The sequence below is a fragment of the Bradyrhizobium niftali genome, assembly GCF_004571025.1.
Classification (GTDB): domain Bacteria; phylum Pseudomonadota; class Alphaproteobacteria; order Rhizobiales; family Xanthobacteraceae; genus Bradyrhizobium; species Bradyrhizobium niftali.
This window is the reverse complement of the sequence record NZ_SPQT01000041.1, coordinates 18,162-41,739: the sequence shown is the minus strand read 5'-3', so window position 1 is coordinate 41,739 and position 23,578 is coordinate 18,162. Positions and strand designations below refer to the sequence as shown.

Here is a 23,578-nt window from a genome sequence, read left to right as displayed (position 1 = left end):
GCATGTCATCGAAAAGGACTATGTCCTCGGCTGGATGCTTGCCGGCATCTACGCTCACGAGGAGCTTGCCCAGAAATGGATTTTCAAAGGCGGCACCTGTCTCAAGAAATGCTTCTTCGAAACCTATCGCTTTTCCGAGGATCTCGACTTCACGCTCCGCGACGAGGCCCAACTCGATGAAGCGCTCCTCTAGCGGGTCTTCGCCGACGTTGGAGCCTGGGTTTATGAGGAGACCGGCATCGAAGTCCCCGCCGACCAGCAGGAGTTTGATATCTATCGGAATCCGCGCGGCAATCTCTCCTGCCAGGGCAAGATTAGCTACAAGGGGCCGGTTTCACCAACCCGGCCCTTGCCTCGCATCAAGCTCGATCTGACCGCCGACGAACATGTCGTTCTCCCGCCCGAGACAGTAGAAATCTTCCATCCTTATTCCGATGCCCCCGAGGAGGGCATCGAGGTCCTGGCCTATGATTACGTCGAGGCCTTCGCCGAGAAGTTTAGAGCTCTCGCCGAGCGTACTCGGCCGCGCGATCTCTATGATGTTGTTAATCTGTACCGCAACGCCGATGCAAGGCCAGAGCGCGTGCAGTTCGTCGACGTGCTGCGCCAGAAGTGCGCATTCAAGGGTATCAACCTGCCACAACTGGTCGACATTGCACCGCATCGCGGTGACGTGGAGGCTGGCTGGATTGGCATGTTGAACCATCAGCTTCCGGCCCTGCTCCCGATAGCTTCGTTTTGGGATGCTCTGCCTGAAATATTTGACTGGCTCCATGGCCAGTTCGTTGAGTCGGTCTTACCAGTGATGGCCATGGCGGCCAGCGCGCCTCTCATTCACGAGCGCATTGTTGACTTCCCGGCGGGTACGCACGGTCAGTCGTTCATCGAGACCATCCGGTTCGCTGGCGCCAACCGGCTACTAGTCGAAATCGACTATCGCGATCAGAAGGGGAAGCGCTCGACACGGGCGATCGAGGCCTATTCTCTGCGTCGGTCAAAAGCAGGTGATGTTCTTCTTATGGCCGTGCGCGCCGATGACGGCCAGCCACGCAGCTATTTGCTGAACAGCATTCTAGGCGTGACGCCGATGCAGAGAACGTTTACCCCGCGCTATCCGGTTGAGCTGACGCCAACCGGCTTCCAATCCATTCCGGCGACCGCGCGATCGACGGGAATTGTGGCGCCACGAACCTCCGCCCGGCGCCGGTCGCGGGCATCGAGCGGCGGCCCGACCTATGTCTTTCGTTGCACGGTGTGCGGCAAGCTGTTCGAGCGCAAGACGCACGACAGTACGCTTCGATCTCACAAGAACCGGGCGGGCTACCAGTGCTATGGTACTTACGGCACGTATGTTCGCACGAAATACTAGTTCGGTGCTTATGGGGCTTCGTTTGGACCTTCGCCGGGGCCCGCAAGCAAGCTTGCGTCATATTCAATCCGTCCGACGTTGCTGAAACGCAGCGTGATCGGCAAAGCGCAAACGGAACAGCTTACGTCAGTCCCCGCCTTTTGCCTTGCTCTGCGCGATATCCTGAAATGATCCGCAGCGCGGGCAATCCCACGAGAAACTCTTGGGGATGAACTGAAGCTGTCATCCTCTTTCTGTTCGAGGTTATAGGTCTGTCCGCAGTTTCCGCACTCAACCGTACCACGGGCCAGCAGGAACTCCCGAACCGTGCTACCGGCACTTCGCATTAGCTACAATTGCAGTGGTAGAAATTTCCGAGATTTCCGATGACGCGACCGCGGGCGAGTACGTCCGATATGCGTTTATGGATTTTGAGGGCCCACATGCGGACTATCGCGGCATCCCGTTCAAGATTGGACTGACGAATGGTCGGGACATGAAGAACGCTGTCCAGCGCGTGCTAGGCGTTTCGCAGGTAGCTAATCGGTATTTTGCGATGCTCGCCGAGAGTGGACCATGTACCCGCTTCTTCCGTCGCAGTTGCCTGCCGCTGCACACGAAGCGTGTAGCTGTCCGCCGAATTCGGGTCGATTGCAAGCAGCTCTCTCAGGACTTTGTCAGGCTGCCAGGTTTCCATAGCGCGCAGCGGCACCTCCGCAAGATATCGTTGAAGAAGGCTGTATCACCACATCCGAATCCATTCCTTAAGCTCCAGTCTTCTTGGACTTGCTTGCGATGCTCGGGTTTTAGGCTTTTCATTCAGCGATTTATGTCGCGTCCGTAACGCACTACATAGCGCAGCCTCGAAACGCTCTTGAGCTTGCGTTCTTCGTATTGATCGGAGTCAACTTTGGACGAGAAATCCACGGCTTTGGTCGCGACATGCGTCTATTGCTAAGAGGATGGGGCTGCTGCGCCTTCGGGCGATGGATCCGCTTGCTTCAGGTGCTCTAAGTAGCCGCGTGCGCGCGAAATCACCGCCTCGACCACCGTGTCGAGGACCGGATCGCCGCCGGCAGGCATGGCTTCGACCTCGGCCTTGGCCGCCATTGCATGGTGCGACACGGCCTGAGCAATCTCGGAGACGCGCCGGATTGTCTGCGTTGGAGAGAGTTTGCAGTCGATGGCGAAGCGCTCCCAGTGGTTGCGTCCGAGCTGGTCAGCCTGCTTCTGCCCGCCGATCTTCTGCGCCATGTTGCGGGTGATCTTCGGATATGGCGCCGTGCAGACGATGTCGTAGCCTGGCGCCATGGCCGCGCCGCGCGCCGATAGCATCAGCGAGTAATTTTTGGCGTGTGAATCCGTGTTCCACACCATCGGATTGAAGATGGCAAGATCGACGAAGCGGGCGGTCTGCTGCGCTGTCATGTGGCGCTGGGTCACGCCGAGCATGTCGGCCAATGATGGTCCTTTTAGGCCTCTATCGTTGTTCTGGTACTTGGCAGCTGGCGGTCGGCCCAGAGCTTGGCAGAAGTCTTCCTGATGCAGCCGCCGCCACCTCTTGCCCTCATGACGGCGGTCATAGCGCTCAACCAGCAGGTAGCTACGTCCGCCTGCCGTCCCGGTCGTCACCTTCGGCGTGGGGATTCCGATCATGCGCGCGAGCGTCAGGCAGAATGCCTCGTTCTGGACGGCGCCAGGCAAGCGCTCGCCACCGGGCTTGATGATGTGGGTCGATGGCGCGCCGTCGATCGGTATGTACAGGGTGTCGCCGTCCAGAGCGACGGCGAGCTTCGTCTGCACACCGGCAAGCGACATCGACACGCCATCTTCGCCGATGAGGAAGGGCTTGTGGGGTAGTTCAATGAGGATGCGCTCGAGCGAGGCCTTGTCGGGGATCTCTCGCCATTTGCCTGCGATCAACCCGGTGCCAGGTTGTCCGATGGAGAGCGCGCCGGCGGTGTCGCGGCCCATCTCGGCAAGAAGACCGATGACATCGGCCGGCGACTTGCCGAGCATATGACCTACGGTCCCGAGAGTTGCGTTCTCCGGCAGGAGATTTGCCGCCCATGGCAGAATTGCAGAGGCATCGTGCGACACCTGCGAGAGCGGCATGGTGAGCGACACAGGGAAGGCACCGGTCAGCCCGCGCCAGGATTCGGCATAGGTGAAGCCTGACGCTTCATCGGCGGCCGTGATCCAGCCGACCTCTCGCGTCTCAAAGTAGACCGGAAGACGGTCCATGAGGGTCCTCCTCGTCGCTGTCGGGAATGTCCGGTGTCTCGGAAGTGTTGGCCCGGCGGGCTTGGGCATCCTTGAGAACATCCTCGATGCGCAGTCCGAGCACGTTTGCCACGTGCAAGCTGCGCCCGAGCTGACAGGTGCTTTTTCCGGCCTCGAGGTCGACGATGAAGCGCTTTCCTGTTCCGCTCACCATGGCCAACTCGTCCTGCCGGAGGCCCTGTCGTTTGCGTTCTTCCTGGATGAGGCGACCGAATGCTGCAGCGAACTCGGCGGCTTGGCGCGCGACACCCGTCGCGCCAGGAGCCTCATTTTCGCCTGAGAGGGGAGCGCTCTTTGGAGGCATGTTCATAGCTCTCTCGTCCTAAAGTTACCGAGCGGGAACTTTAGGAGGTGAAACAGCAAATGTCGAGTGAAAGTTACCGAGCGGGAACTTTCAGGATGTCTTTCAATAGAAGCGCTGAAAAAGTTACCGATCGGGAACATTTACTCAAAAAGCGAGCTGGCGATCCAGAAAGTTCCCGATCAGGAAACCTGCACCCAATGTTAATTGGGTTTTATTAAAGAGGAGATCGACGACGACCGGCAGGAAAATCGCCCCACTCCCCGTCGAGCGAAGCAGGTCCTTAGCGTCCGCACGGCGTCGAGCGGCGCTGCGGCCTCAGAACGATTCCGGCGATCCTGTGCGGCTCGCGAACCGGCAGCGGATGGGCGATATAGGGGACGATCTCGCTGCGGCGAAACCGTGTCAAAACATGAGGCGCTAGGTGATCGGGCGTGCCCCTGATTGCCAGCTGAACCAGATCGCGGAGCCTTCCTCCTTGTCCGCGCGAGTTCAACTCTGCACTGACGACGAGCAGCATCGACAGCGCTTGCGGCCAACAACTCCTTCCACTGATAGTCCACTTGGGCCTTGAGGCCGGCATAGCAATCAGACGCCTGAAGTCGAAGCAGCAGACGGACTATGTTAGACAAATTCCGTTTTTGTTCGACAAACGGGTAAAGTTCTATGGCAAAAAGATCGGCTAGCAAGCCCACGCCCCGCCGGGCCAAACGGAGAAGAGCTGCATCCAAGGGTGGCTCGGTACTGATAAAAACCTTTAAGCGTGAACTAGCGACCAGCGGGCTTGTCGGGAGCAAGGTTGAAGCGGTCATGCTGGCGGCGGAACGATCTGGCCGTTTGAGCGAAAAAGGCAGCCGCATCGGTGGCCGGGTGAGTTCTGCCTTGGTCCGACAGGCCAAGCACCAGACGGGCATCGAGGCGGATACGGAGTTGATCGAGTTTGCGTTGGCGACGGTCGCACTCGAGGACAATTTCGCAGAAGCGTTCAAGAAGTCTCGGGGCAAGGTCGACCCAGCGTTAAAGCTCGGTTTCTAACGTGGCGGAATTCGACTTTGATGCGGCGCAACGGTGGGCGCGGTTCAATCCGGAAAACACGCTGGCACGGCGCAGCGACGATGAACTTCCGTTCGTCAGCGTAGGCCTGACCGCCGGACAGGGGCTACTGCTCGATACCTGCGTCTATATTGATCAAATGCAAGATCGTTCGCCTCCGATCCTGGACGACCTGATCACGCAGCGACAAGTCAATCATTCGACTGTCGCGATCCAGGAGTTGATGCACACGGTCGGCGCGCTCAATCCTTCCGACGCGCCTCGATGTGATCGGGAAGCAGATCAAAGCGATGCCGCCGCATCGGATCTTTGCGCCGGACATGTCTCCATTAATGTTTGAAAAAGATTTTGACGACCTTCGCTTTCCGACACCTCCAAGCTTTGGTTGACCGAGTGTTCAGCATGAACTTTCCGAATCAGTGGTGTCCCTGGCTGGACCGCCCCGTCGTTGACGATTTCGCATGCACGGCGCCAGCCGCGATCGATGCGCACACCTCCGGCATTTGGGGTAGCAGCACCGCGGTCTCGACGGGTTCGAACAACCTGTTGTGTTCGGCCGGATAAGCATGGACCTCCATTTCGGGACCTCATCAACAAGCTGGACAACGAACTGGTGAGATCCTTACCCAAAGGCTCTCCGTCTGCGCTGAGTTGCCCGCGAACAGAACGAACGCGGAATCGCCTTGATGCCAGCCGATCGCGTTGCAGAGGTAAGGGTACGTTGCGCCGAGATTGGGCCGGAATATGGCTTGCGCGAGGAATTCAGCGAAGATCTCTGTGCGCTAATCATAGGCGAAGCCTTCGAGCTCGAAGCGATGATCATAGACACGAAGGCTGGTCTCCTGAGGGTCCGCATCTACACGCTCTGTCCAGCGAGAGGCTGTCACCATCATGCGACCTCAAAGCATCTTGAGTTCTACAGCGGCGCGCCACGATCGCGTTCTTCTTCATCTACTCGACGCCATTCTCCCTCTTCCCCTTCGTGCGCCCCGCTACTGCGCGCAGATGCAAGACGGAAGCCCAGTGCTTCGCGAATGCGATGAGCTCGTCTTAAACTGAACTGACCCGCTCACCGCGTCATCGGGCACTACGAGCGCGCGTGGATTGTCCATCAGCACTTCCCCCGGTACGCTGCCGAATGTCCGCAACGCTGTCGGCCAGTGGTCTGAACTGTTTGAGGACAATAGTAGCTCCGACGGGCAAGACCACATGCAGCAATGCGCCGTTCTTTTTGCAGCCAGGGGCGAAGCCCGTCAGCTTCTCGCAAAAGGTTGCCGGAGTAGCGGTGCCGTCTTGGTCTGCATTCGAGCGCAGACAGGAATTGGCGCCCCTCTTGCGTATTTCCCGGCCAAGAGCATCGCCAAAAAGGCCGCCAGGATCCGTCCCGTGTTCCGCCAACCGCTTCATGAGCCGAGGCGTGCGCGACGTGCACTTCCCGGCTGTTCACGAGCGTAGGGCTCGACGTGGCTAGCTGGCCGAAATACGTTGCCACAGCGGCACTGCGACCTCGCTGGTAGAGCTGTGACTCTGGCTGCAGCGATTGGTCGATGGTCCCAGAAGATCGAAGCTCTCAAGCGGTTTACGCGACAGCCCCCACGGTCGAAAGGCCGAACGCCCGGCGCGCCGTGACAGGCATCGCTGGACAGTTGCGAGAACACGCTTTGTAGAGCAGTGTCCGGAGGCGGGTCAGATCAGCCAACCCGGAGATCCTCTGCTGAGGTCTTCCCCGAACGCCCGGCCTTGAGCTCATAACTTACGCGGGCCCCCTCTTCGAGGGTGGTGTAACCGGCCTTTTCGACGGCACTGATGTGCACGAAGACATCGGGACTTCCGTCCTCAGGCCTGATGAATCCATAACCTTTGGTCGGGTTGAACCACTTCACAATACCCATTGCCACGGCGGCATCTCCATAGTGAACCATTGTGATCTAGCGAAGAGTCTCCCCGTCATCAAGACGGTCGGCAAGAGATGCCCAGAATCGCTGCGCTGATCACGTGCTTGTTTTCTGTATCGCGTGGTCTAGCTGCGGCCGCATCGTGCAAGGGACAAAAATCCTGACGTCGACGACAGTTTCGCCGCAAGGCTTCAGCCCAGATGACGTTCTGATATTCGCTTCACTCGTCGCGCACCGCCGGCTTACAGAACAGCTGCGGAGCCTCGAACATGCCGCGCTCATCCAGAGCCGGCGGATGGTTTTCATCGGCCTTGAACGACAGGCCGGCCGCGAACTCCTTGCGCAGCCTGGAGCAGGAATGTCAATCCGAGCATGCCTGCATGAAGATGCCTGACATGTTTTCTCAAGCACGAAGACGCTCGCACGGCTGCGCTTTGGCTGTTCGTCTTCGGAGGTGGCCCGTACGTCGCGCCCTGTCGAACGAACAGGGTCCGCCGAGACAATCCCCAAGGAAGCGCATTTGGCAAGTATCCGCCCCCCTGTTGTATCTGGGGAATCGGTAAACCCGCTCGACAACGGCGGAGCCTGTTTAAACCGGTAACTTGCGCATCTGACGAACTTCGTCGCGCCGCCGGCGGCTCATCAGCCTCTCGCCTGCGTTCGATGAATTCACCGGAGCAACGTGAAGGCGTTGAGATATCCATCTCGATTGGATCTGCTTCGATCAGCCCGTTGACGGAAGTTTACTCAGAACAAAGCCGCCTCCATGCATAGGTGTATTCAAGCGCCAGTTGACGCGCGTGTTCCGTGACATTGGCCGCGGCGCTGTGTCCGCCGTCGATGTTCTCGTAATACAGGTAAGGCTGGCCCAGCGCGGCGAGCTTCGCGGCAGCCTTGCGGCCATGCGCTGGATGCACGTGGTCGTCCTTAGTGGAGGTAAGAATTAAGGGAACGGGATAGGTTTTGCCCGCCACCAGCTTCTGGTAAGGCGAGTAGCTTTCGATCCACGCACGCTGCTCGGCAATGGCGGGGTCACCGTACTCGCCGATCCAGTAGGCGCCCGCGCCCAGCTTGGTGTATCGAAGCATGTCAAGCAGCGGCACCTCGATGATCGCCGCGTTGAAGAGCTCGGGACGTTGGGTGATTGCGGCGCCAACCAGAAGGCCACCCTGGCTGCCGCCAATTACTCCAAGTCGGCGTGGACTCGTGATCTTGCGGCGGATCAGGTCCTCGGCAACGGCAATGAAATCATCCCATGTCGTCTGCTTCGTTGCCCTCTGGGCGGCTTGATGCCATTGTGGGCCAAACTCGCCGCCCCCGCGCAGGTTCGCAACGACATAGGCATTGCCCTGTTCGAGCCAGAGCCGCCCCCCGGCCCCAGATCAGAGGGCAGAAGCGGAATCTGGAAACCGCCATAGCCATGGAGAAGTGTCGGAATTGCGCCGTCAAACCTTGCGTTCTTGGGCCGCACCAAAAAATACGGAATTGACGTGCCATCACGCGAAGTGGCTTCGAGCTGCTCCACGACGTGCTTGGACGCATCGAAGGCAGACGGTGTCTTCTTCAATTCCTCAAGTCTTTTGCTTTCCGCATCAAAATACCAGACCGACGTTGGTCCGAGATAGCTCGAGACGGTAAACTTGACCCGGTCCGCTTCATCGTAGGTAACTGACAGGCTGACACCTGTATGTTCCGGCAGCGGTATGGGCGTCGCGGACCAAGCTCCCTGAGCGTACTTATAAACGAACGCTTTGCTCTGAACGTTCTCAAGGATCGTCAGGATCAAGAATTTCTTTGTGGCGGTTAACTCGCTCACGGCCTGGCGGGGTCCAGGTTGAAAGACAAGCGAGGCTTTGGCGCGCAGCGGATCCTGCTTCCATTCGTCGAGGTCATACGAGATCACCGAGCCCGCCGTGAAGCGGTTGTCCTCGGACGGCGTCCAGTCCTCGTCAAGTTTCACAAGCAGGCGGCCGCACGCGAGCGCGACGATCTCGGCCTTCTTCGGCAGATTGAGCTTGACGGGCCCATCGGGGCGGAAGACCACATATTCGGAATCGAAAGAGCTGATTTCGCGGACCGCGCCGGCCGCATGAATATGACGCTCGCTGTCACGAAGCACGAGGGACTGCGCCTCACTGTCGGTGGGCTCGCCACGATAGATCTCGCGAGCCTCACTGAGCGACTGAGCGCGTTTGAGCTCCTTCACCACAAAGGGGTAGCCGGCTTGCGTCAAAGTCCCCTCGCCCCAGTCCCGTGCAACAAGGAGTGTGTCACGATCGACCCAGCTGACGTCCTGCTTGCCCTCCGGGAGATTAAAGCCGTCCGCAACGAAGGTCTTCGCGGTGCGATCGAACTCCCGCATGGACACGGCCTCCTTGCCGCCATCGGAAAGACTAATTAGGCAGAGGCGCTCTTCAGGCGGAAGGCAGCTGGCACCTCGAAAGACCCAATTTCTATTCTCGGCGACGGCCAAGGCGTCCACGTCGAGGATGGCTTCCCACTTTGGGTCCTGGCCACGATCGCTCTCACGCGTGGCGCGCCGCCAGACGCCGCGCACGTGGTTCTCGTCTTGCCAGAAATGCTCCAAACCGCGCTCTCCCAATTGAATATCTGCGATCCGATCCTTCTGCAGGATGGAGAGCGCCTGTTCGTAGAAGTGCCGATAGCGAGGATCCGACTGAAGCACCCCGAGCGTCTTCTCGTTCTCGGCGCGAACCCAAGCCACTGCGGCTGGCCCTTCGATCTCCTCGAGCCAACGGGAAGGATCATCAGTCAGTGCGGCATCGGTTCGCTCCTGTGAAAGCGTCGTGGAGATCAAGCAGGCAATCGACATCAGCGTGGCGAAGAGGAGTGATGTCTTCATGGATTTGCTCCGGCTGACGTCCAGCGGCCAGGCTCGCCCCGAGTCAATCAGAAGCGGCGGAAAGCACGCAAGCGCGTGACACAGCGCGGCTTGCGCTATGTCGCGCCCCGTTCACTGCAAGCTGCGTGCCGGCTAAAGAGTCGCAAGTTTCAGCCGTTCGGGGCTGCACGACCATGTTCGGTTGCCGCCATTGGTTGCCAAGCGGACATTACAGCGTGTCGGCGGACGGCCTGTAAGACAGCACCAGCATTTTGGATCTTCAGTGGCAAGACAGGGATGCAGCGATGCTGCTTACCTCCGCATCTGAGGTCCTCCTGGTCGGCTCACCGGGCGGACTTGTCGACGGGCATCATCGGGGCAAAGACCGGCGCATTGATCAGCAGCCAGATCGACATCATCGTAAGGGTGGCATGCATGGCGATCTCCGACCCTTTAGCTGGAAGCATTGCCGAGTTGAAGGAGCTTTTTCCCTTGCGAAACACACGAAGTCGCGCCGATAGCTCGGTTCGTTAACTGATTGCCGAGAGGATTGCGCTCGCCAGAGGGAGGGTAAAAATGCCACGGCCCACGTTGCAACACGCCTTGAGATTGAGCCAACAATCAACAACCGGTACAAGCATCAGGTTTCTTCTGCGCAACAAAATGGCGAAATGAAGCTGTACATCAGCAGCAATTGAGGAGCTACAGTCCAGCTTAAACGATCCTGACCCACCGGGTTGCGACGCACGAGCCGTGGTCTCATGGACGACGCCCTATTACACAAACGAGATCAAGGTCGAGATTTCGATCGAGAATGCCTGCTGCTGCCGGATCATCCGGGCCGGTCAAGGCTGGTGCAACCCTCACTGGGAACTGTTCCGTAACCGTTGCTGTTGCGGCCCCAGAGCAAGTGCCGTTTTCCCGGGCGGTAGCGATCAACGGGCAGCAGCCCGCCGGCTGTCGCCGCCACCCTTCGCATCAGCGTTCGTTTACGGATGGAGCATGAGTTGACTGTATCGCCTTATTCTGGTCATGACTACTCGCATGATGTGTTGATTTCATGCGGGCCTGCGCCGCCCGCAAGAACCGCGTCAGCGCCAAAGACCTGGATTGCTCCTCTGTCCAGCTACAGAAGCCTGTCATCCGCGGCTATGCATTTCGCCCGGTCAGTCCTCGCGGGCACCGAACTCTTGTCCGCGACGACCATCGCGCGAAGCTGTCGCCGCCGGCAGATCCCAGAGTCTGTCCTGTGTATGCTTCAGTGGCGCCGCTAAAGCCTCAAAGGCCGACTCCACGTCCGCATAGGCGGCCTCCCTCAAAGCGGCATCCGCTGGGTCGATCTCGTTATACGCGGTGACGGCCTTGTTATAGTTCTGGTACAGGGGCATTTGAGCCTCGTTGCTCCAGCCGAAACCGGGAAAGAGGATATGATCAGCCGGAACCGTGACACGGCTTTTGTCCAGCTCCCGGAGGTAGTCCGCCGACCAGTCGTGGATGGTGTAGGATTCAATCTTGTCCATCATCGATCGCCAGCGCTTGACACGCTCCTCAAGCGGCATGTTGGCCGCTTTCTTAATAGCGTCTGCGACCTCTTCGGGGTGGTTTGGATCCACCAGCACCGCCTCGTCGTCGTTGAAATCTTCAGCCGCACCTGCAAACTTCGATAAGACCGGAACGCCAGGATTCTCCGGGTCCTGTGCAGCAACATATTCTTTCGCTACCAGATTCATCCCGTCCCGCAGCGGCGTGACCACACCGACATGCGCCGCGCGGTAAAGGCGCGCCAGCGCAGCCTGGCTGAACGAGTCATTCGTGTAGTGGATTGGCCTCCAGTCGTCTGTGCCATGCTCGGCATTGACGTGGTTGATCGCATTCTCCACGTGCTCCTAGTACTTCCTATACTGGTCGACGTCGGCGCGTGAGCGCGATGCGATCTGCAACAGCGAGATGCTGCCCGGCTCGGCCGCTAAAAGGTGGTTGAATGCTTCGACCCGCTTGTCGATACCTTTCGTGTAGTCGAGCCGGTCTACGCCAATCGCGAACTTGGCGCTCTGGAAGTTTTGCAATAGTGACGAGACTTTTTCTTGCTCGGCGGGCGAAAGGTCTACCGCAAGATACTCTGCGAACTGCTTGGGATCGATACCGATTGGGAATTTTTGAAGTCGCGTCTGGCCACGCTGCGTGGTCACGACACCATCCTTGCTCTCCAGCCCGAAATAGGTCCGCAGGCAGGCCAGGAAATTGTTCAAATCCCGGTTCGTCTGAAAACCGAGCAGATCGTACTCCAGCATCGCTTTCATCAGTTCGCGATAGTTGGGTACGCGCGCTATCATGTCGGGTGCCGGCCATGGCGTATGCAGGAAAAAGCCGGTCGGCCGCTCGATGCCGAGGCTGTGCAGATCGGCCCCGAGCGGAAGCAAATGATAATCATGCACCCAGAACGCGTCCCTATCCCGGAAGTCGAACGCCGCACGCGCCATAAACTCGTTGATCTTTCGATAGCTGTCATAATCGGAGCCCGAGCTGTCATAATCGGCTGTGGAGGCCGACATCTTGTCGGGCAGAGAGTGCAGTGCTGGCCATAGCGTCGAATTCGAAAACCCTGTATAATAGCCTGAATAGTCCGCTTCCGGCAGGTCGAGCCTCGCCACATCGCCTGCACCGGTCTTCACGAGCGGCAGCGGCTGCTCGCTCCCGTTCCGGGGTTCTCCGAGGAGCCCATCCAGACCGCACCGGAACGTTCCACGACCGGCTCGAAGCCCGCCGCAAGCCCGCCGGTCTGGGGCTTATTGGGATCGAACGGCGCAACGCGGTTCGAAATGACAACCAGCTTCATTTCGGGCTTCTGGTTGACCGTATCGAGGCGGTCCTCCATGTCGGCCGAAACAACAGCATCGGAAGGGCCTGCAGCTCCTTGTTGCCCCTGCTCCTGCTCCAACGGCATGTCGTGCAGGTACAGGTCAAAGGCCGCTTGGCCTAAGGTTTCATCTTGCTGAGTCGAGCCTGATGTACTGCTGGAATCTAACGTTGCGGAGTCGGGCGCCTCATGGATCCGAACCATCTCGTAACTCCCTTTGATGATGCTTGCGTTCGATGCAGCCGCAGATCAGCCCCAAGATGCCTTCACTACGCCACGATGGCGGGTCCAGCTTTCCGGAAGCTGACAAGTCGAGCAAAGTAGTCGCATTGCTGCACCAACTAGGACTTCGAGGACGTCGTGGCCGATCAGGCGACGAGATGCCCAATTAAGGCGACGTTTGGCTTCATCGAGTTGATAAGTGCAAGCAGCGCGTCGCCGTCGTAGCCGGCGAGCCGCAATGGGTCTCGGCGCTAGGAGCACTCGAGCGCTGTGGCGAGGTCACCGTCCTGATCGGCACCACCTGAATGACGCGAGCGCATTGACGAGTCTATGGAGCAGTCAATCCTCTGGATGTAGCAGATCTTCCGCCAACATCGGCCGCCCGCTCCGGCACCCCGACGGTACGATATAGACGGGCATCATAGGGCTGCTGGCGTGGTCCGCATGGCGCATCAGCGCGCATCCGAATACGAGATAGAAACCTGCAGAGACGCTTCTCTCAAGCTGCGGCGGCCCGCAACCTTGGCTCTCTAGGAGTTGCGGCCCTGCACGGTGATACGATCCGCTTCCATGACATGTCCCTGTTCGTACCGCAAGGAGGATACCTCCGATGTGGTCGGCTTGATGCTCTGCCGGCGGCTCAAACAATGCAGGCGGCTCTCCAATATGCGAGAACGAACGAAATTGCATCTGGAGTGTTTGACAACGATGGCAGGGGCTTGCGTCGTTAATGGCTCCGTAGTTGTCGCAGCCACCTCGCGGAGAATGCATATGAGCTATATACATTGCGCACCGATTTGTGCGTCGATAGCAACACGCCGCAAAACAATGAGCGGCCGGGGCGAGCGGCTCGCTCTCCAGCAAGACGGGTTACGAGCAGGCTACAGCCTGTGCCGGTCGCGGCTGACTCGCGCACACGAGCCGCGTACAAAGGCACCCTGCGATCGGGGTTGTACCGTAGCCGCCGCCGTTGGTGAATATGCACCATCGCAGCCATCGTTTCATTTTGCTTGCTTTCGCTCCGAGTCCGGCCTCTGCAAAGTTCACTCGAAAGGGACGGAGACGCAACAAGTACATCATTCGCGGCACATCAATCGGCACGGCACAATGGACCAGTCCAGACGACCTGAGCAACACGGGCGAGCTAGCGTCGTCGGGCAATTCAGCTGCGCAAATGCTAACGAACCTCTCGACCGCAAGCGGCCGAATATGTTCACCTCCTTCGATCAAGCCGATTGAGACGCAACACATTCAGAGAACAAAAAGTCGACGCGCAGTGCCCGTCATCCAGCAGACCAAATCCAGCTTGTAGCAACGCGGACGCGAAACGCATGCTGTTTTTTGAGTTGCGGCCCCGCTCCGGGGACAGGGGCGACGGGGCACGCGAGTTCCGGCGCGCGACCGACAAAGAATAAGCTGCGAGTCGAAGGGGGCAGAGAGCAACATACACTGCAAGCACCGTTTCGGTTCTAAAGGAGAAAAAGCTGACCAGCGGCAATCTCCACTAGCTTGCGTCAACCGCTAGCAGGAACGCCGCTAGCGAAAGCTCCTGAGGACCGTTATCGAGCCGGAGGACGAAGTCGATCCAAAGGTTCGCCTCTCAGAGGCAAAACGGCGCCTTCACGTGCGCTCGTCAGCCGGGAGTAGCTGGCTAAGCTCAATCAAGATGCCGTTTCCGCATGAATTTATGGTTGTCACAACGCTGACGCGTCGTCGTTCAGCCGCGCGATGTGCCCCGGCGATTCGACGGGCACGGTGGACAACCGGTCGCGCGTTCTGCTCGAACAGGATCGCTGGATTGGTGCAACGAAGCCGGAAAGCTACCGGGCGCAACATCCACAGCTCATGAACTCGGTGCTGGAAAGCCTGCAACCGCCGGCGGATTTAACCAACGCCGCGAACGCAGAGGGCATTTTCTCAGGTTCTCATCTAGCTGCGGGGGCATCGGGATCGAACGTTGCTGCTATCATCGTCGGGGCATGATGAAGCAAATGGAGCAGTTGGCGCCATGTTGCCTCGAAGCGATATGCGCCGGGCAGTTTGAGCAGGCTAAGTACCAACTGGCTGGGCTCTCAAGGTCTCAATACTAGCTGTGAAACGCACGCCAACGTTGGCGATCAATGCAAGATCCTGCTGCCTTAGCGCCAACGAGTTCGGCCGCTGACGACTCCGAGGGCTGTCGTATCTTTTATATTGATCATTACATTTTCCACGCCGCAGCACCGCCCCAGCGCGCTTCGTCGTTTGGATGCGTGGCGCATGGATCATATCCCTTTCGAAGACGGCCGGCAGTCGAAGGGCAATGCCGGCAAGTAATCTCAGGCCGGGAATTCTGGTCCTAACCTAGGCCAGCGCGAACCAATTCTTCTGTCGACCAGATCCACAAATAGCCAATTTGCGTCGCACGAGCATCTGTCCTGCCCTTGAGACTTCCCATGTGATCTCGTCGAGGTCAGCAGCGATTTCCTCGGCGCTGCGCAGTTCGCGTCTTCGCAGCGACTTCAGAACGCGCCGCCCGAGCGCGACCAGGTCGAAGTTGGGCTCGATGTTACCTTCTTCAAAGCGGTCACACCAGAGGAGCTGGCCGCGCCAGATTATAAAGTGACTACCGCATCCTCCGTCTCGCCAAACCGATGGATGGAGGGTTGGTTTATCAGTCCGCATATCCAGTCTCCAAGACTTTCCTACGCGTGGATCGAGATTGACGACGAGCGTTTCACCGCATCCGTCCGGACAGCGCATCAGGACCGAGCGCAGCGCGCCTCGCTGAATAATCACCGCATCGCCGGGAGCGGCAAGCTTCTTTTCTCCCTCTTCGCGGTATTCCGAAAATCCGAGCAGGTTCACCTTCCTCGCCACCATAGTCATGTCTCCCTCGCCGCCAGCTCGCGCGCCAGTTGGGCCGCGACGGCGTATCCTTTTGTACGCCTAAAGCGGTCGGCAGCAGGACCGTCATCCCATTGGCAGCGCCTGAGGAGTTGAACGGCGACCGCAGCTTGATATTCAGTGGAACACGATTGCACTGCGATTCCTATCCTCCTGAGCTGTCGCACCACGCTGGACATCCAGCAGAACTTGCTGGTCGGACCACAGGGCCCGGGGGGATGCAAGAACGAAGTTGAGGCGTAAAGACGATCAATTTCATCTGCCCAAATCGCATCTTCATATACCCAAGGGTTACACTCCGGTGGCATTTGGAAGGCAAGCCAGGTCTCCAACCCTGCCAGATCCGCCGTCAGAGGGGCGGAGCGAACAACCGACGCAAGGTCAATCACAATCGCATGGTCATTGCGCACGCGCACGTTTTCCCCATGGAGATCGCCATGCGCCGGCGCAGTGCGATAGCGCTGGCGCAGTTTGCCTAACTGATCAAGGATCACCTCCGGGTTCGCCCTGATACCAAAGCGGAAAGCATCTTCAACAAAGCGCGACTTCAGCTTGCAAGGACGAAATATCTCGGCGTCGATCATAGCTTGGACTACTGAGCCCTCGTCCGGATCCTTGCCGTATGCTTGATCACGCCAGCCACCAAGAGTCTCTTCGATCAGCGATGTCACGGCCCGAGCCGCCAGATTTCGGCGCGCTAAATTCCACAAGGATTCTGATCGGTCGACGAAACTTCCGACCAACAGACCGCGTTCCGCGCCGAATACCGGATTGTGAATATTCGGTCTTAGGCCGAAAGGAATATATCTATCCGCGTATTCGCGGTAGTTCCGGTATTCTTTGTCGATCTTGTCGCGCCGATCCAGTTTGGCGAAATCAGGCTGCGGCCATGCGCCAGCATTGGACGTATGAACGGTCATGTGAACGGCAAATACGCGAGCTTCTGACAGCCCTCCCGTGAGTTCCTCCAGCACGATCCGACTGCAGTGCGCGAATGCGCGCTTAAAGAGTATCTCGTCGGCCTCGCGCAAGGGCTCGCGGCCGCCCGCGACTGCGATCTTGAGCTCTGCGTGCGGCCTTTGACCGGCATCGTGCCTTGCGATCTTCTCCGCCAAGGAATGCCCCGGCAGATCCGTGCGGACCGCGACCCCGGCCATATTCAGGACGGATTTCGCCGACGCCTGCACGCGCCCCATGGTCTTGTCGTCGTCCGCAATGAGATCGACCCGCAAACCGCTGTCTATGAGGGTTCTCACATGGGCGTCCGCGGCCCTCACTACGTCTTCCGGCATGTCAGAGCCGAACTGAAACACGGCGGCGCAGGCGTTTGAGGTATCCACGCCATCCGCCGAGGCGCAGCACAGCAGGTGCAGGTTCCGTTGCACGAATTCCCGCTGCGTTTCCGGCGGTGGTGGCGCCCCGAACCACAACACTTCAGGTCGCGCCTCAGCCATTGTTCTCGCTCGGCCGTACCGGAAGGGGCCACGAGGACCCTTTGGCGAGAGCGCCGCGAGGTGAGCAGACGATGCAATCCTCGACTCTTCTCGCCTGCGTCGGTCGCACCGCGCCTCTGATGCCGTCGTAAAGCTGGAAACGAGCCTGGCTGGGCATCGAGGTCACGGTAGCCATGAACATGGTGGCCGCCAGGGATGCCATCGTCGTGTTGATTGACATGACGGCCGGTTGAGGCTCGTAGTCCCCCAGCAGATAGGGATCGGACGCGCGGCGTTCCGGGCTCATCATCTCGCGTCGGATCTGATTTCCGTCTAGCGCGCCCGTACATGTCAGACATGGCAACTCAGGAGCCAACATTTGCACGCGCCCGGTGACGTGGGTGACCGCACCCTCCCGGACGGTAATGCTCGTGCCCATGTCGATAGTGGGCACCAGGTATTGGTAGGCGATTTGGCAGACCACTGCCCTGCTCGCATGGGAGTCAGTGCAGAGGAAGACGAAGTCGAGGCCTACAAGCTCCGTCGCGATATTCGCATCGACTACATCGGCTCTCAGTCCCCGCACCCACGAGCCCGGCGAGCACGCAAGTATCTCCCTTTCCGCGACAGCGATCTTGGTCGCGCCCACGTCAGTAGGACCGGCTCCGGCCAAGCGGTTGAGGTTCGTGGTTTCGACCACGTCAGGATCGATCAGCACGAAATCGCGAACGCCAAGACGAATAAGCTGCTGGAGCAGCACTGACCCTGTACCACCGACCCCGACGACACCCACCTTCAGTGACGAGATTGCCCGCTGACCATCGGCACCAAAGGCGCGCACCTGCCGATCGTATCGGGCATGGCCGCCTTCGGTGGATTTCTCGGACGACATGAGGACCAATCGCTCGCCTACCTGCCAGACCGGCACCTCCTGAACGGTGCCAATCCGCCGGGCTCGGCATCCCGCCTGACTCAAAACGAGCGCCAGGTGTTCGCTTTTAGGCGCGCGGCGACGCAGATAGTCGGCCAATGCGATCTCGCCCCTGTCATCGACTGTTGAAAATCGTGGATGCCTCTGTTCGAACGGATGGGTATGCACCAGCACGACGCTTCGTCCGAGCGCGCGGGCACGGTTGGCGACTTCGACGATGAATGCTGGTCGAAGCGTTGCCGACACCTCATCACGATGCTCGTAAGCCGAATCGGCCACGGTCTCTACGTTGTCCACCAACCATGAATCGGTGTGCGGATCGTGAATCGAATAAGCCACCCCGCAGCTCTCGAGCGGCGCTGAGGCCAGCAGGTCGGCCGAAGCTTTGCGATACGCCGCCCAAGAGAAACGCAGTCCGCTCATTGCAGTTGCCTCAGGCGACCGGCGATGGTGTTCATCCAGCTTGAGAGGGTGTCGCGGTTGGGATTCCATGCTTGGACATGCCAAGAGAACCAGAGTCCAAGCTCCGCGGTCTCCGGGATAACGTTGTCTTTGCCGGCATTGCACGGCATGCGTCCACCCTCGAGCATCAGATCGTTGTCCGCCCAGAAGCAGTCGGGTGCGGCAAAAGGGTAGCCAGTCGGAATCAGAAAGCGGATCGAAGTCGCACCCCTGCTCCAGCCGGGCGGCAGCGAGATCGAACCGATCGCCACCAGGATTGCACCGCTCGGCAGTCCTTGCGTACGCATATCCGGCCAGCGCCGGAGCAGATCCTCGATCTGGACTTGAGCGGCGCCGCCCATCAGCCGAAGCTCGCCTTCGGGGCCGACGAGAAGCGAAGCGGACCCTTGTCCTTGTCCAACGGGACCCGTTCGTCATCTCCGATAAGGCGATCGGGATCGTTTCCGCGCCCTTCGAGAACGAGATCATGAGAGGAGTCCCAGTCGGCAACGCGCGCCTTAATCTGTAGCCCTGTTAGTACCGGCTGGTCGGTCTCGTACTTCTTGCCGCCAACAAAGAAGAAGTACGTCTCTTGGTGTCCGTTCTGCTTGTCACCCATCTGTTCGCCTCTAGTGTCGTCGCACCCCAGGCGCGGCTTCCCGGCCGAACAGTGCGAGCTCCTGTAAATCCCGATGCGGGCCCCGGGCCCGCGGGTCAGGGCCTTGTTATACGAACAAGGTCGGTGATTTCCTTCGAAATGCGACTGATCCGCGCCGAGATTAGCGCAAGAGAGAGGCTGTGGGGCTCAGGATGCGCGCGTTTTGGTTGGCCGGCGTCAGTTCTCATGGCCGGCGCGAATCGAACGCGGCGATGGGTTCCTGACAATCCAAGGTCACCCGCCCAAGTGGCTTTAAACTGAAGCCGAAGAAGCCGGGCTCACCTCAAAAAAGCACTGGGGCTAGAACGTTCGCTTCCGCATGGCGCATACACTTGTCCAGGCGCCCGAGCTCATTCGAAAGCATCCGGCGCACCCGCGCGGCTTGTCGCCTTCAGGCGCCCAACGACTTCGGCAGACATAGCACTGATTTCGCGAGAGAGGCGACTTTTCGACTACCGCGGAGATCGACAGTGTCGCGCGGACACATGGCAAGAGTATCTGGCTTTGTTCCGATGGTCACGGGCAGCGCGGGATTGAGAGCGTCGTTGTTCTCCATGCGTCAAAGCGGACCGCTGGCTTCTGCTCTGGACCGACACTCCGCATGACCATCTCATCGCTTAGGAAGCTGACCGCGGCGAGCGCCGGGAGGACCGCCCATCGTCGTCAGTTAGCGCCGCTCGCCCGGTCCTCAGAGCCCGTGAACGACAGCGCTAGCCGGCCAGCCCGATGCTACCTGAAATAGACGGGTAAGCTTCTTCCGCCGAGCAGCGCCACTCAGAGTTACCTACGGCTCTCATCACGACAAAGAAGAGCGCATTCGTGAGCAGCGAAATCGACAGAAAGCTCAGGGCACTGTACATAGCCGTCTCCGTCGTTCATGGTAGCGAAGAGCTTCTGCCGCGTTGGACGAGCTCCTTGCCAGCCACACAAACCGCGCGTCTCCCATCGGTTACTCGACTGATAGCCCGGCTACGACGAATTTGGGCGGATTGCCCCATGTTCCTCTGCTGCCGAAGGCCGACGCAAGGGCGACAAGAACAGATCGGCGAAACAGCTCGCAGCTCTCGCGTCGACGACTTGCCAAACGTGTCCTTCTAAAGACCGACTCACAATGACCGAACGTCCAAGCGAACCGGCGGCCCTGGCGAAAACAGAGTCACACCAGCCTCCAATACGCAACGTTCGCCGAGCAGATTTCGGCCCGCAATTCTTCAATTGAAGAGGTTGCGGAAACGCTCTGAACACTGGGCGAGGGGCGCAATGACACGATCATCCTTCGTCTGCCATCCCGTTTGCGCCGAGGCGGATGCGGACAGCGGCATCCCGGAAGGACGCGAGTGACGGCAGTGGATCAAGAACGAGTATGCTCGTCACCCGACGTGGCATACCACTAGGTGTCGATCCGAAGGACAGACCCTTGCCCGACTGCATATCCTCGGTATCAAGTATGCGAAGGTGAACATCTTCCCTTCCGAACGCGTTATGCGCCCGTGATCTCACCCCGCCCATGGTCCAGGGCGCCCCTCGTCGATCGGCGACGAAATAGAAGCCCCCTGCGCCTATATGCCTATATTAGGGCTCGACAGCTGCGGGCGCGTATTTAACTTTGCATTCCGTCGGAGCAACCCACAGTCGCCCCTTACATCTGCAAGCGACACGGAACCGCGGCCTTGTCCTCAAATAAGTCGCTTACGTCGCGCCTTAACGACGCACTGAGTTCGGCTGGACGTTTCCAGCTTTCTCATCGCATTCTTGACATGAAAGTTAACGGTATTCTCGCTCACTTTCAGAATGACGCCAATAGCCCAGGACGACTTCCCTTCCTCGACCCATCGCAAACACTGTCTTTCCCGCTCCGACAGCACAACCTCATTCTCATCCGGCATGAATTTCTCCTGGACTCGAGAGAACAGGAGAGGCATCAGCAAGTGCCATGCCACTCAGTGGCGGCCAGCAACATCGGCGAGGCAGGACGGATCTTCGGCGATTTGCCGCGACATTCGCGCGAAACCGCCATCCCACTACAGCCCTGTCGATGGGCTTGCGACATGTGTCGTACACACGACATCAGCATTACGACAATCGTGGCTGTCGATGTTGTGTCCAACTCTATGTGAGCCGGATATCACCCTTCCACTAAGCACTCCTCCCCGCCAAGGAGTGGGGACTTCTTCCTGGGGCCATAGGACCAGGCTCGCGAACCCAGGTCATCCATTTGTACCAAGGCTCCTCTTTCCAGCCTTTAAGGATCCCAATCAACCCCATAGCGAAAAGCTTTGCGCTCGGCACCACTCGTACGCAATTATGCAAATCTGCGCGTCTCAAAAAACTACCAATGCTGGTCATTGATCGGCATTCCCCCAAAACGATATGAACGGTGACGTTGGCGCCAATCGAGGATCGGCTTGCAGGATCTAGGCATGCAGTATCAACCACAAGCTGTTCGGGCTACGGCAGGTCGTCAATGCGCACGGCCGTCGCCCGTCGAAATGCTTCGGGCCCAGGTCTGCTCGAATGATGAGCTCTCGTTTCTGATGGAAGCGCATGATGGCCTGTCTGCCACGATCGCCCAGCGCTCAGGATTCAAGGGGCTCTGGGCCTCTGGTTTGTCGATTGCCAGTTCGCTCGGCTATCGCGATGCCAATGAAGCTTCATGGACCCAGCTCGTCCAGAGCGTCGAACGCATAGTGGACTCGACAGAGCTCGCTGTGCTCGTTGATGGGGATGGCGGCTTCGGTAATTTCAACAATGCTCGCCTACTCGCACGCAAACTTCGTCAGGCGGGCGCCGCCGGCATCTCGCTCGAGGACAGCTGCTTTCCGAAGCTGAACTCGCTCATTGGTGAGCGGCATCCGCTCGCCGATATCGATGAATTCTCAGGTCGTCTGCGGGCTGTGAAGGATGCAGTCGCCGACAATTTGGTTCTCGTGGCCAGGATCGAAGCGCTTATCGCCGGGCACGGGTTGAACGAAGCTATCTTGCGTGCTCACGCTTATGCCGACGCCGGAGCCGACGCAATCTTGATTCACTCGCGAAAGAGTACCGCGGACGAGATGCTTTCGTTTGTCACCGAGTGGCGAAACCGGCTCCCTGTCGTGATCGTTCCGACGACGTACTTTCGAACGCCAGTCTCTGCCTATCGTGATGCGCGCATCTCCACAGTCGTCTGGGCCAACCACTCCATGCGGGCTGCGGCAGCTGCAATGCGGCGCATCTGCGATAGCATCGCAGCTCAAGAGAGCGTTGCGAACATTGAGTCTCATATCGCGCCGCTCAGTGAGATATTCGAGCTCCTGAGGTATGACGAGCTCGCCGTGGCCGAAAAGCAATATCTGCAGCCCAGCTAGTCATGTCAGCAGGGTTCGCACCTAAAGCTTCCCTTTCAAAACCCGCCCGATGCGCCGCTGGCCCCTCGTCGGACTCGCTCCAGTGTGACCCAGCAAGCCCGTGACCCAACATCCTGGACAGCTCCGGACAGGGCTAAATATCTGTCCCTAACGCTTAACGATCACACAGCCGCTGATGCAGGTGTATGCGTTGATGACAATTCACACCATATCTGGGCTGGTCGGACAAGTCTGCGGCACGTAAACACTGAACAGAAGCGTTCACGATGCTCGGGGAGCGAAACTCGGGATGAGGAAGGCGAATGAAATGCCTCTGAATGCTCCCAAGCATGCTCTCATTCTCGCCGCTGGAGTGGGCTCTCGACTTCGACCGCTAACGGATCTAAACCCGAAACCGTTAGTCCAAATCCATGGGACTGCCATCCTGCACAACGCGCTACATAACCTTGGGCGCGTCGGCGTGGAACAGGTGACGATTGTTGTCGGGTATCGCAAAGAGGCGATCCAAGAAGCTTGCGGCAGCCGGTTTGGCGGTGTTGCGATCAAATACGTCGAATCCTCCGTTTACGACCGTACTGGGAGCGCCTATTCGCTCTGGCTGGCGCGTGACGCGCTCGTTTCCGGGGACCACTTCCTTCTTGAGGGCGACGTCTTCTTCGAGGAAAATGTATTGCGGCGGCTGCTCATCAGTAAAGCGCCCGACGCGGCTGCTGTCGCTCCCTTCGATGAGCTGATGCAGGGGTCAGCGGTCCTGTTGTCGCATCTTGGCTTCATTTCAGAATTTCGTCTGAAACAAACAGCGAGAAATCTCATCACGGATGGCCCGCCTCTTTACAAGACGATGAATCTGTTACAGCTGTCCGCGTCTACTCTGCGGACAGAGGTCGTTCCGGCCCTAGACGATATGATCAAGGCCGGAGCTACCCAGACCTATACGGAGGAACTTCTTTCCTATCTCGTGGAAAGACAAGGCCTGCTGCTTGCTGCGGTGAGATGCGACGATCTGCGGTGGTACGAAATCGATGATGCGGAAGATCTGCGTACCGCCGAGCGCATTTTCGCAAAAGCCGACGTTTGATCC

Annotated in this window: 17 protein-coding genes and 3 pseudogenes; 6 read left to right on the top strand and 14 right to left on the bottom strand. The window is 58.8% G+C overall.

Annotated elements, in window-relative coordinates:
* The first annotated feature begins 34 nt into the window (after window positions 1-34).
* A pseudogene (locus tag E4K65_RS41975) lies at window positions 35-1,369 on the top strand (nucleotidyl transferase AbiEii/AbiGii toxin family protein).
* Between the two features lie 933 nt (window positions 1,370-2,302).
* Here the strand turns inward: E4K65_RS41975 and E4K65_RS41970 are convergent.
* Both E4K65_RS41970 and E4K65_RS41965 read right to left on the bottom strand, forming a co-directional pair.
* Window positions 2,303-3,661 carry a type II toxin-antitoxin system HipA family toxin gene (locus E4K65_RS41970; protein ID WP_209312142.1) on the bottom strand — a complete coding sequence of 453 codons (1,359 nt, stop codon included), beginning with the start codon at window positions 3,659-3,661 and terminating at the stop codon, window positions 2,303-2,305.
* On the bottom strand, window positions 3,567-3,785 hold the full coding sequence (locus E4K65_RS41965; protein WP_430649052.1) for a helix-turn-helix domain-containing protein: 219 nt from the start codon (window positions 3,783-3,785) through the stop codon (window positions 3,567-3,569). The genes E4K65_RS41970 and E4K65_RS41965 overlap by 95 nt, the downstream gene beginning before the upstream one ends.
* Before the next feature lie 957 nt (window positions 3,786-4,742).
* Here E4K65_RS41965 and E4K65_RS41960 point away from each other — a divergent pair.
* Together E4K65_RS41960 and E4K65_RS47925 are read left to right on the top strand one after the other, a co-directional pair.
* Window positions 4,743-4,967, top strand: coding sequence for a hypothetical protein (locus E4K65_RS41960; RefSeq protein ID WP_135179090.1), 225 nt, complete (start codon window positions 4,743-4,745; stop codon window positions 4,965-4,967).
* 1 nt (window position 4,968) lies between these two features.
* Window positions 4,969-5,325, top strand: a complete 357-nt coding sequence (locus E4K65_RS47925; protein WP_235885966.1) for a PIN domain-containing protein — start codon at window positions 4,969-4,971, stop codon at window positions 5,323-5,325.
* 1,351 nt (window positions 5,326-6,676) lie between these two features.
* Here the strand turns inward: E4K65_RS47925 and E4K65_RS41950 are convergent.
* From E4K65_RS41950 to E4K65_RS49125, 5 genes and pseudogenes are all read right to left on the bottom strand, one after another.
* On the bottom strand, window positions 6,677-6,883 hold the full coding sequence (locus tag E4K65_RS41950) for a cold-shock protein (protein ID WP_208639263.1): 207 nt from the start codon (window positions 6,881-6,883) through the stop codon (window positions 6,677-6,679).
* Window positions 6,884-7,623: 740 nt separating this feature from the next.
* Window positions 7,624-8,205 carry a prolyl oligopeptidase family serine peptidase gene (locus E4K65_RS49130; RefSeq protein ID WP_235885971.1) on the bottom strand — a complete coding sequence of 194 codons (582 nt, stop codon included), beginning with the start codon at window positions 8,203-8,205 and terminating at the stop codon, window positions 7,624-7,626.
* Window positions 8,103-9,743, bottom strand: a complete 1,641-nt coding sequence (locus E4K65_RS41945; protein WP_235885965.1) for a prolyl oligopeptidase family protein — start codon at window positions 9,741-9,743, stop codon at window positions 8,103-8,105. The genes E4K65_RS49130 and E4K65_RS41945 overlap by 103 nt, the downstream gene beginning before the upstream one ends.
* Window positions 9,744-10,888: 1,145 nt before the next feature.
* A pseudogene (locus E4K65_RS41940) lies at window positions 10,889-12,373 on the bottom strand (alpha,alpha-trehalose-phosphate synthase (UDP-forming)).
* A 17-nt stretch (window positions 12,374-12,390) separates the two neighbouring features.
* Window positions 12,391-12,783: a hypothetical protein gene (locus E4K65_RS49125; protein ID WP_235885964.1), complete on the bottom strand. Its 393-nt coding sequence runs from the start codon at window positions 12,781-12,783 to the stop codon at window positions 12,391-12,393.
* 1,773 nt (window positions 12,784-14,556) lie between these two features.
* Between E4K65_RS49125 and E4K65_RS41935 the strand changes: the two genes are divergently transcribed.
* Window positions 14,557-14,784, top strand: a complete 228-nt coding sequence (locus E4K65_RS41935; protein WP_135179089.1) for a hypothetical protein — start codon at window positions 14,557-14,559, stop codon at window positions 14,782-14,784.
* A gap of 360 nt (window positions 14,785-15,144) precedes the next feature.
* On the opposite strand, the gene E4K65_RS41930 is transcribed toward E4K65_RS41935, so the two are convergent.
* The 7 genes and pseudogenes from E4K65_RS41930 to E4K65_RS41905 form a co-directional block, all read right to left on the bottom strand.
* Window positions 15,145-15,669 (bottom strand): ubiquitination-like system serine protease family protein, encoded by a 525-nt coding sequence (locus tag E4K65_RS41930; RefSeq protein WP_135179088.1) that lies wholly within the window; start codon window positions 15,667-15,669, stop codon window positions 15,145-15,147.
* Entirely contained in the window at window positions 15,666-17,141 is a 1,476-nt protein-coding gene (locus E4K65_RS41925) for a phospholipase D-like domain-containing protein (protein WP_135179087.1), read from the bottom strand. Before E4K65_RS41925 ends, E4K65_RS41930 begins: the two co-directional genes overlap by 4 nt.
* Entirely contained in the window at window positions 17,134-18,474 is a 1,341-nt protein-coding gene (locus tag E4K65_RS41920; protein ID WP_167771590.1) for a HesA/MoeB/ThiF family protein, read from the bottom strand. Before E4K65_RS41920 ends, E4K65_RS41925 begins: the two co-directional genes overlap by 8 nt.
* Complete coding sequence (locus tag E4K65_RS41915; protein ID WP_135179085.1) at window positions 18,471-18,854, bottom strand: E2/UBC family protein; 384 nt, start codon at window positions 18,852-18,854, stop codon at window positions 18,471-18,473. Before E4K65_RS41915 ends, E4K65_RS41920 begins: the two co-directional genes overlap by 4 nt.
* The gene (locus tag E4K65_RS41910) at window positions 18,854-19,111 is read right to left on the bottom strand and encodes a multiubiquitin domain-containing protein (RefSeq protein WP_135179084.1); all 258 of its coding nucleotides are present in this window, start codon (window positions 19,109-19,111) and stop codon (window positions 18,854-18,856) included. The genes E4K65_RS41915 and E4K65_RS41910 overlap by 1 nt, the downstream gene beginning before the upstream one ends.
* 749 nt (window positions 19,112-19,860) lie before the next feature.
* Entirely contained in the window at window positions 19,861-20,010 is a 150-nt protein-coding gene (locus tag E4K65_RS47920) for a hypothetical protein (RefSeq protein WP_167771589.1), read from the bottom strand.
* A gap of 816 nt (window positions 20,011-20,826) precedes the next feature.
* Window positions 20,827-21,021: pseudogene (locus tag E4K65_RS41905) on the bottom strand (response regulator transcription factor); the annotation flags it as partial.
* Between the two features lie 618 nt (window positions 21,022-21,639).
* Between E4K65_RS41905 and aepX the strand changes: the two are divergent.
* Together aepX and E4K65_RS41895 are read left to right on the top strand one after the other, a co-directional pair.
* On the top strand, window positions 21,640-22,497 hold the full coding sequence (gene aepX, locus E4K65_RS41900) for a phosphoenolpyruvate mutase (protein ID WP_135179101.1): 858 nt from the start codon (window positions 21,640-21,642) through the stop codon (window positions 22,495-22,497).
* A 307-nt stretch (window positions 22,498-22,804) separates the two neighbouring features.
* On the top strand, window positions 22,805-23,575 hold the full coding sequence (locus E4K65_RS41895; RefSeq protein ID WP_135179100.1) for a phosphocholine cytidylyltransferase family protein: 771 nt from the start codon (window positions 22,805-22,807) through the stop codon (window positions 23,573-23,575).
* The last annotated feature ends 3 nt before the right edge of the window (window positions 23,576-23,578 follow it).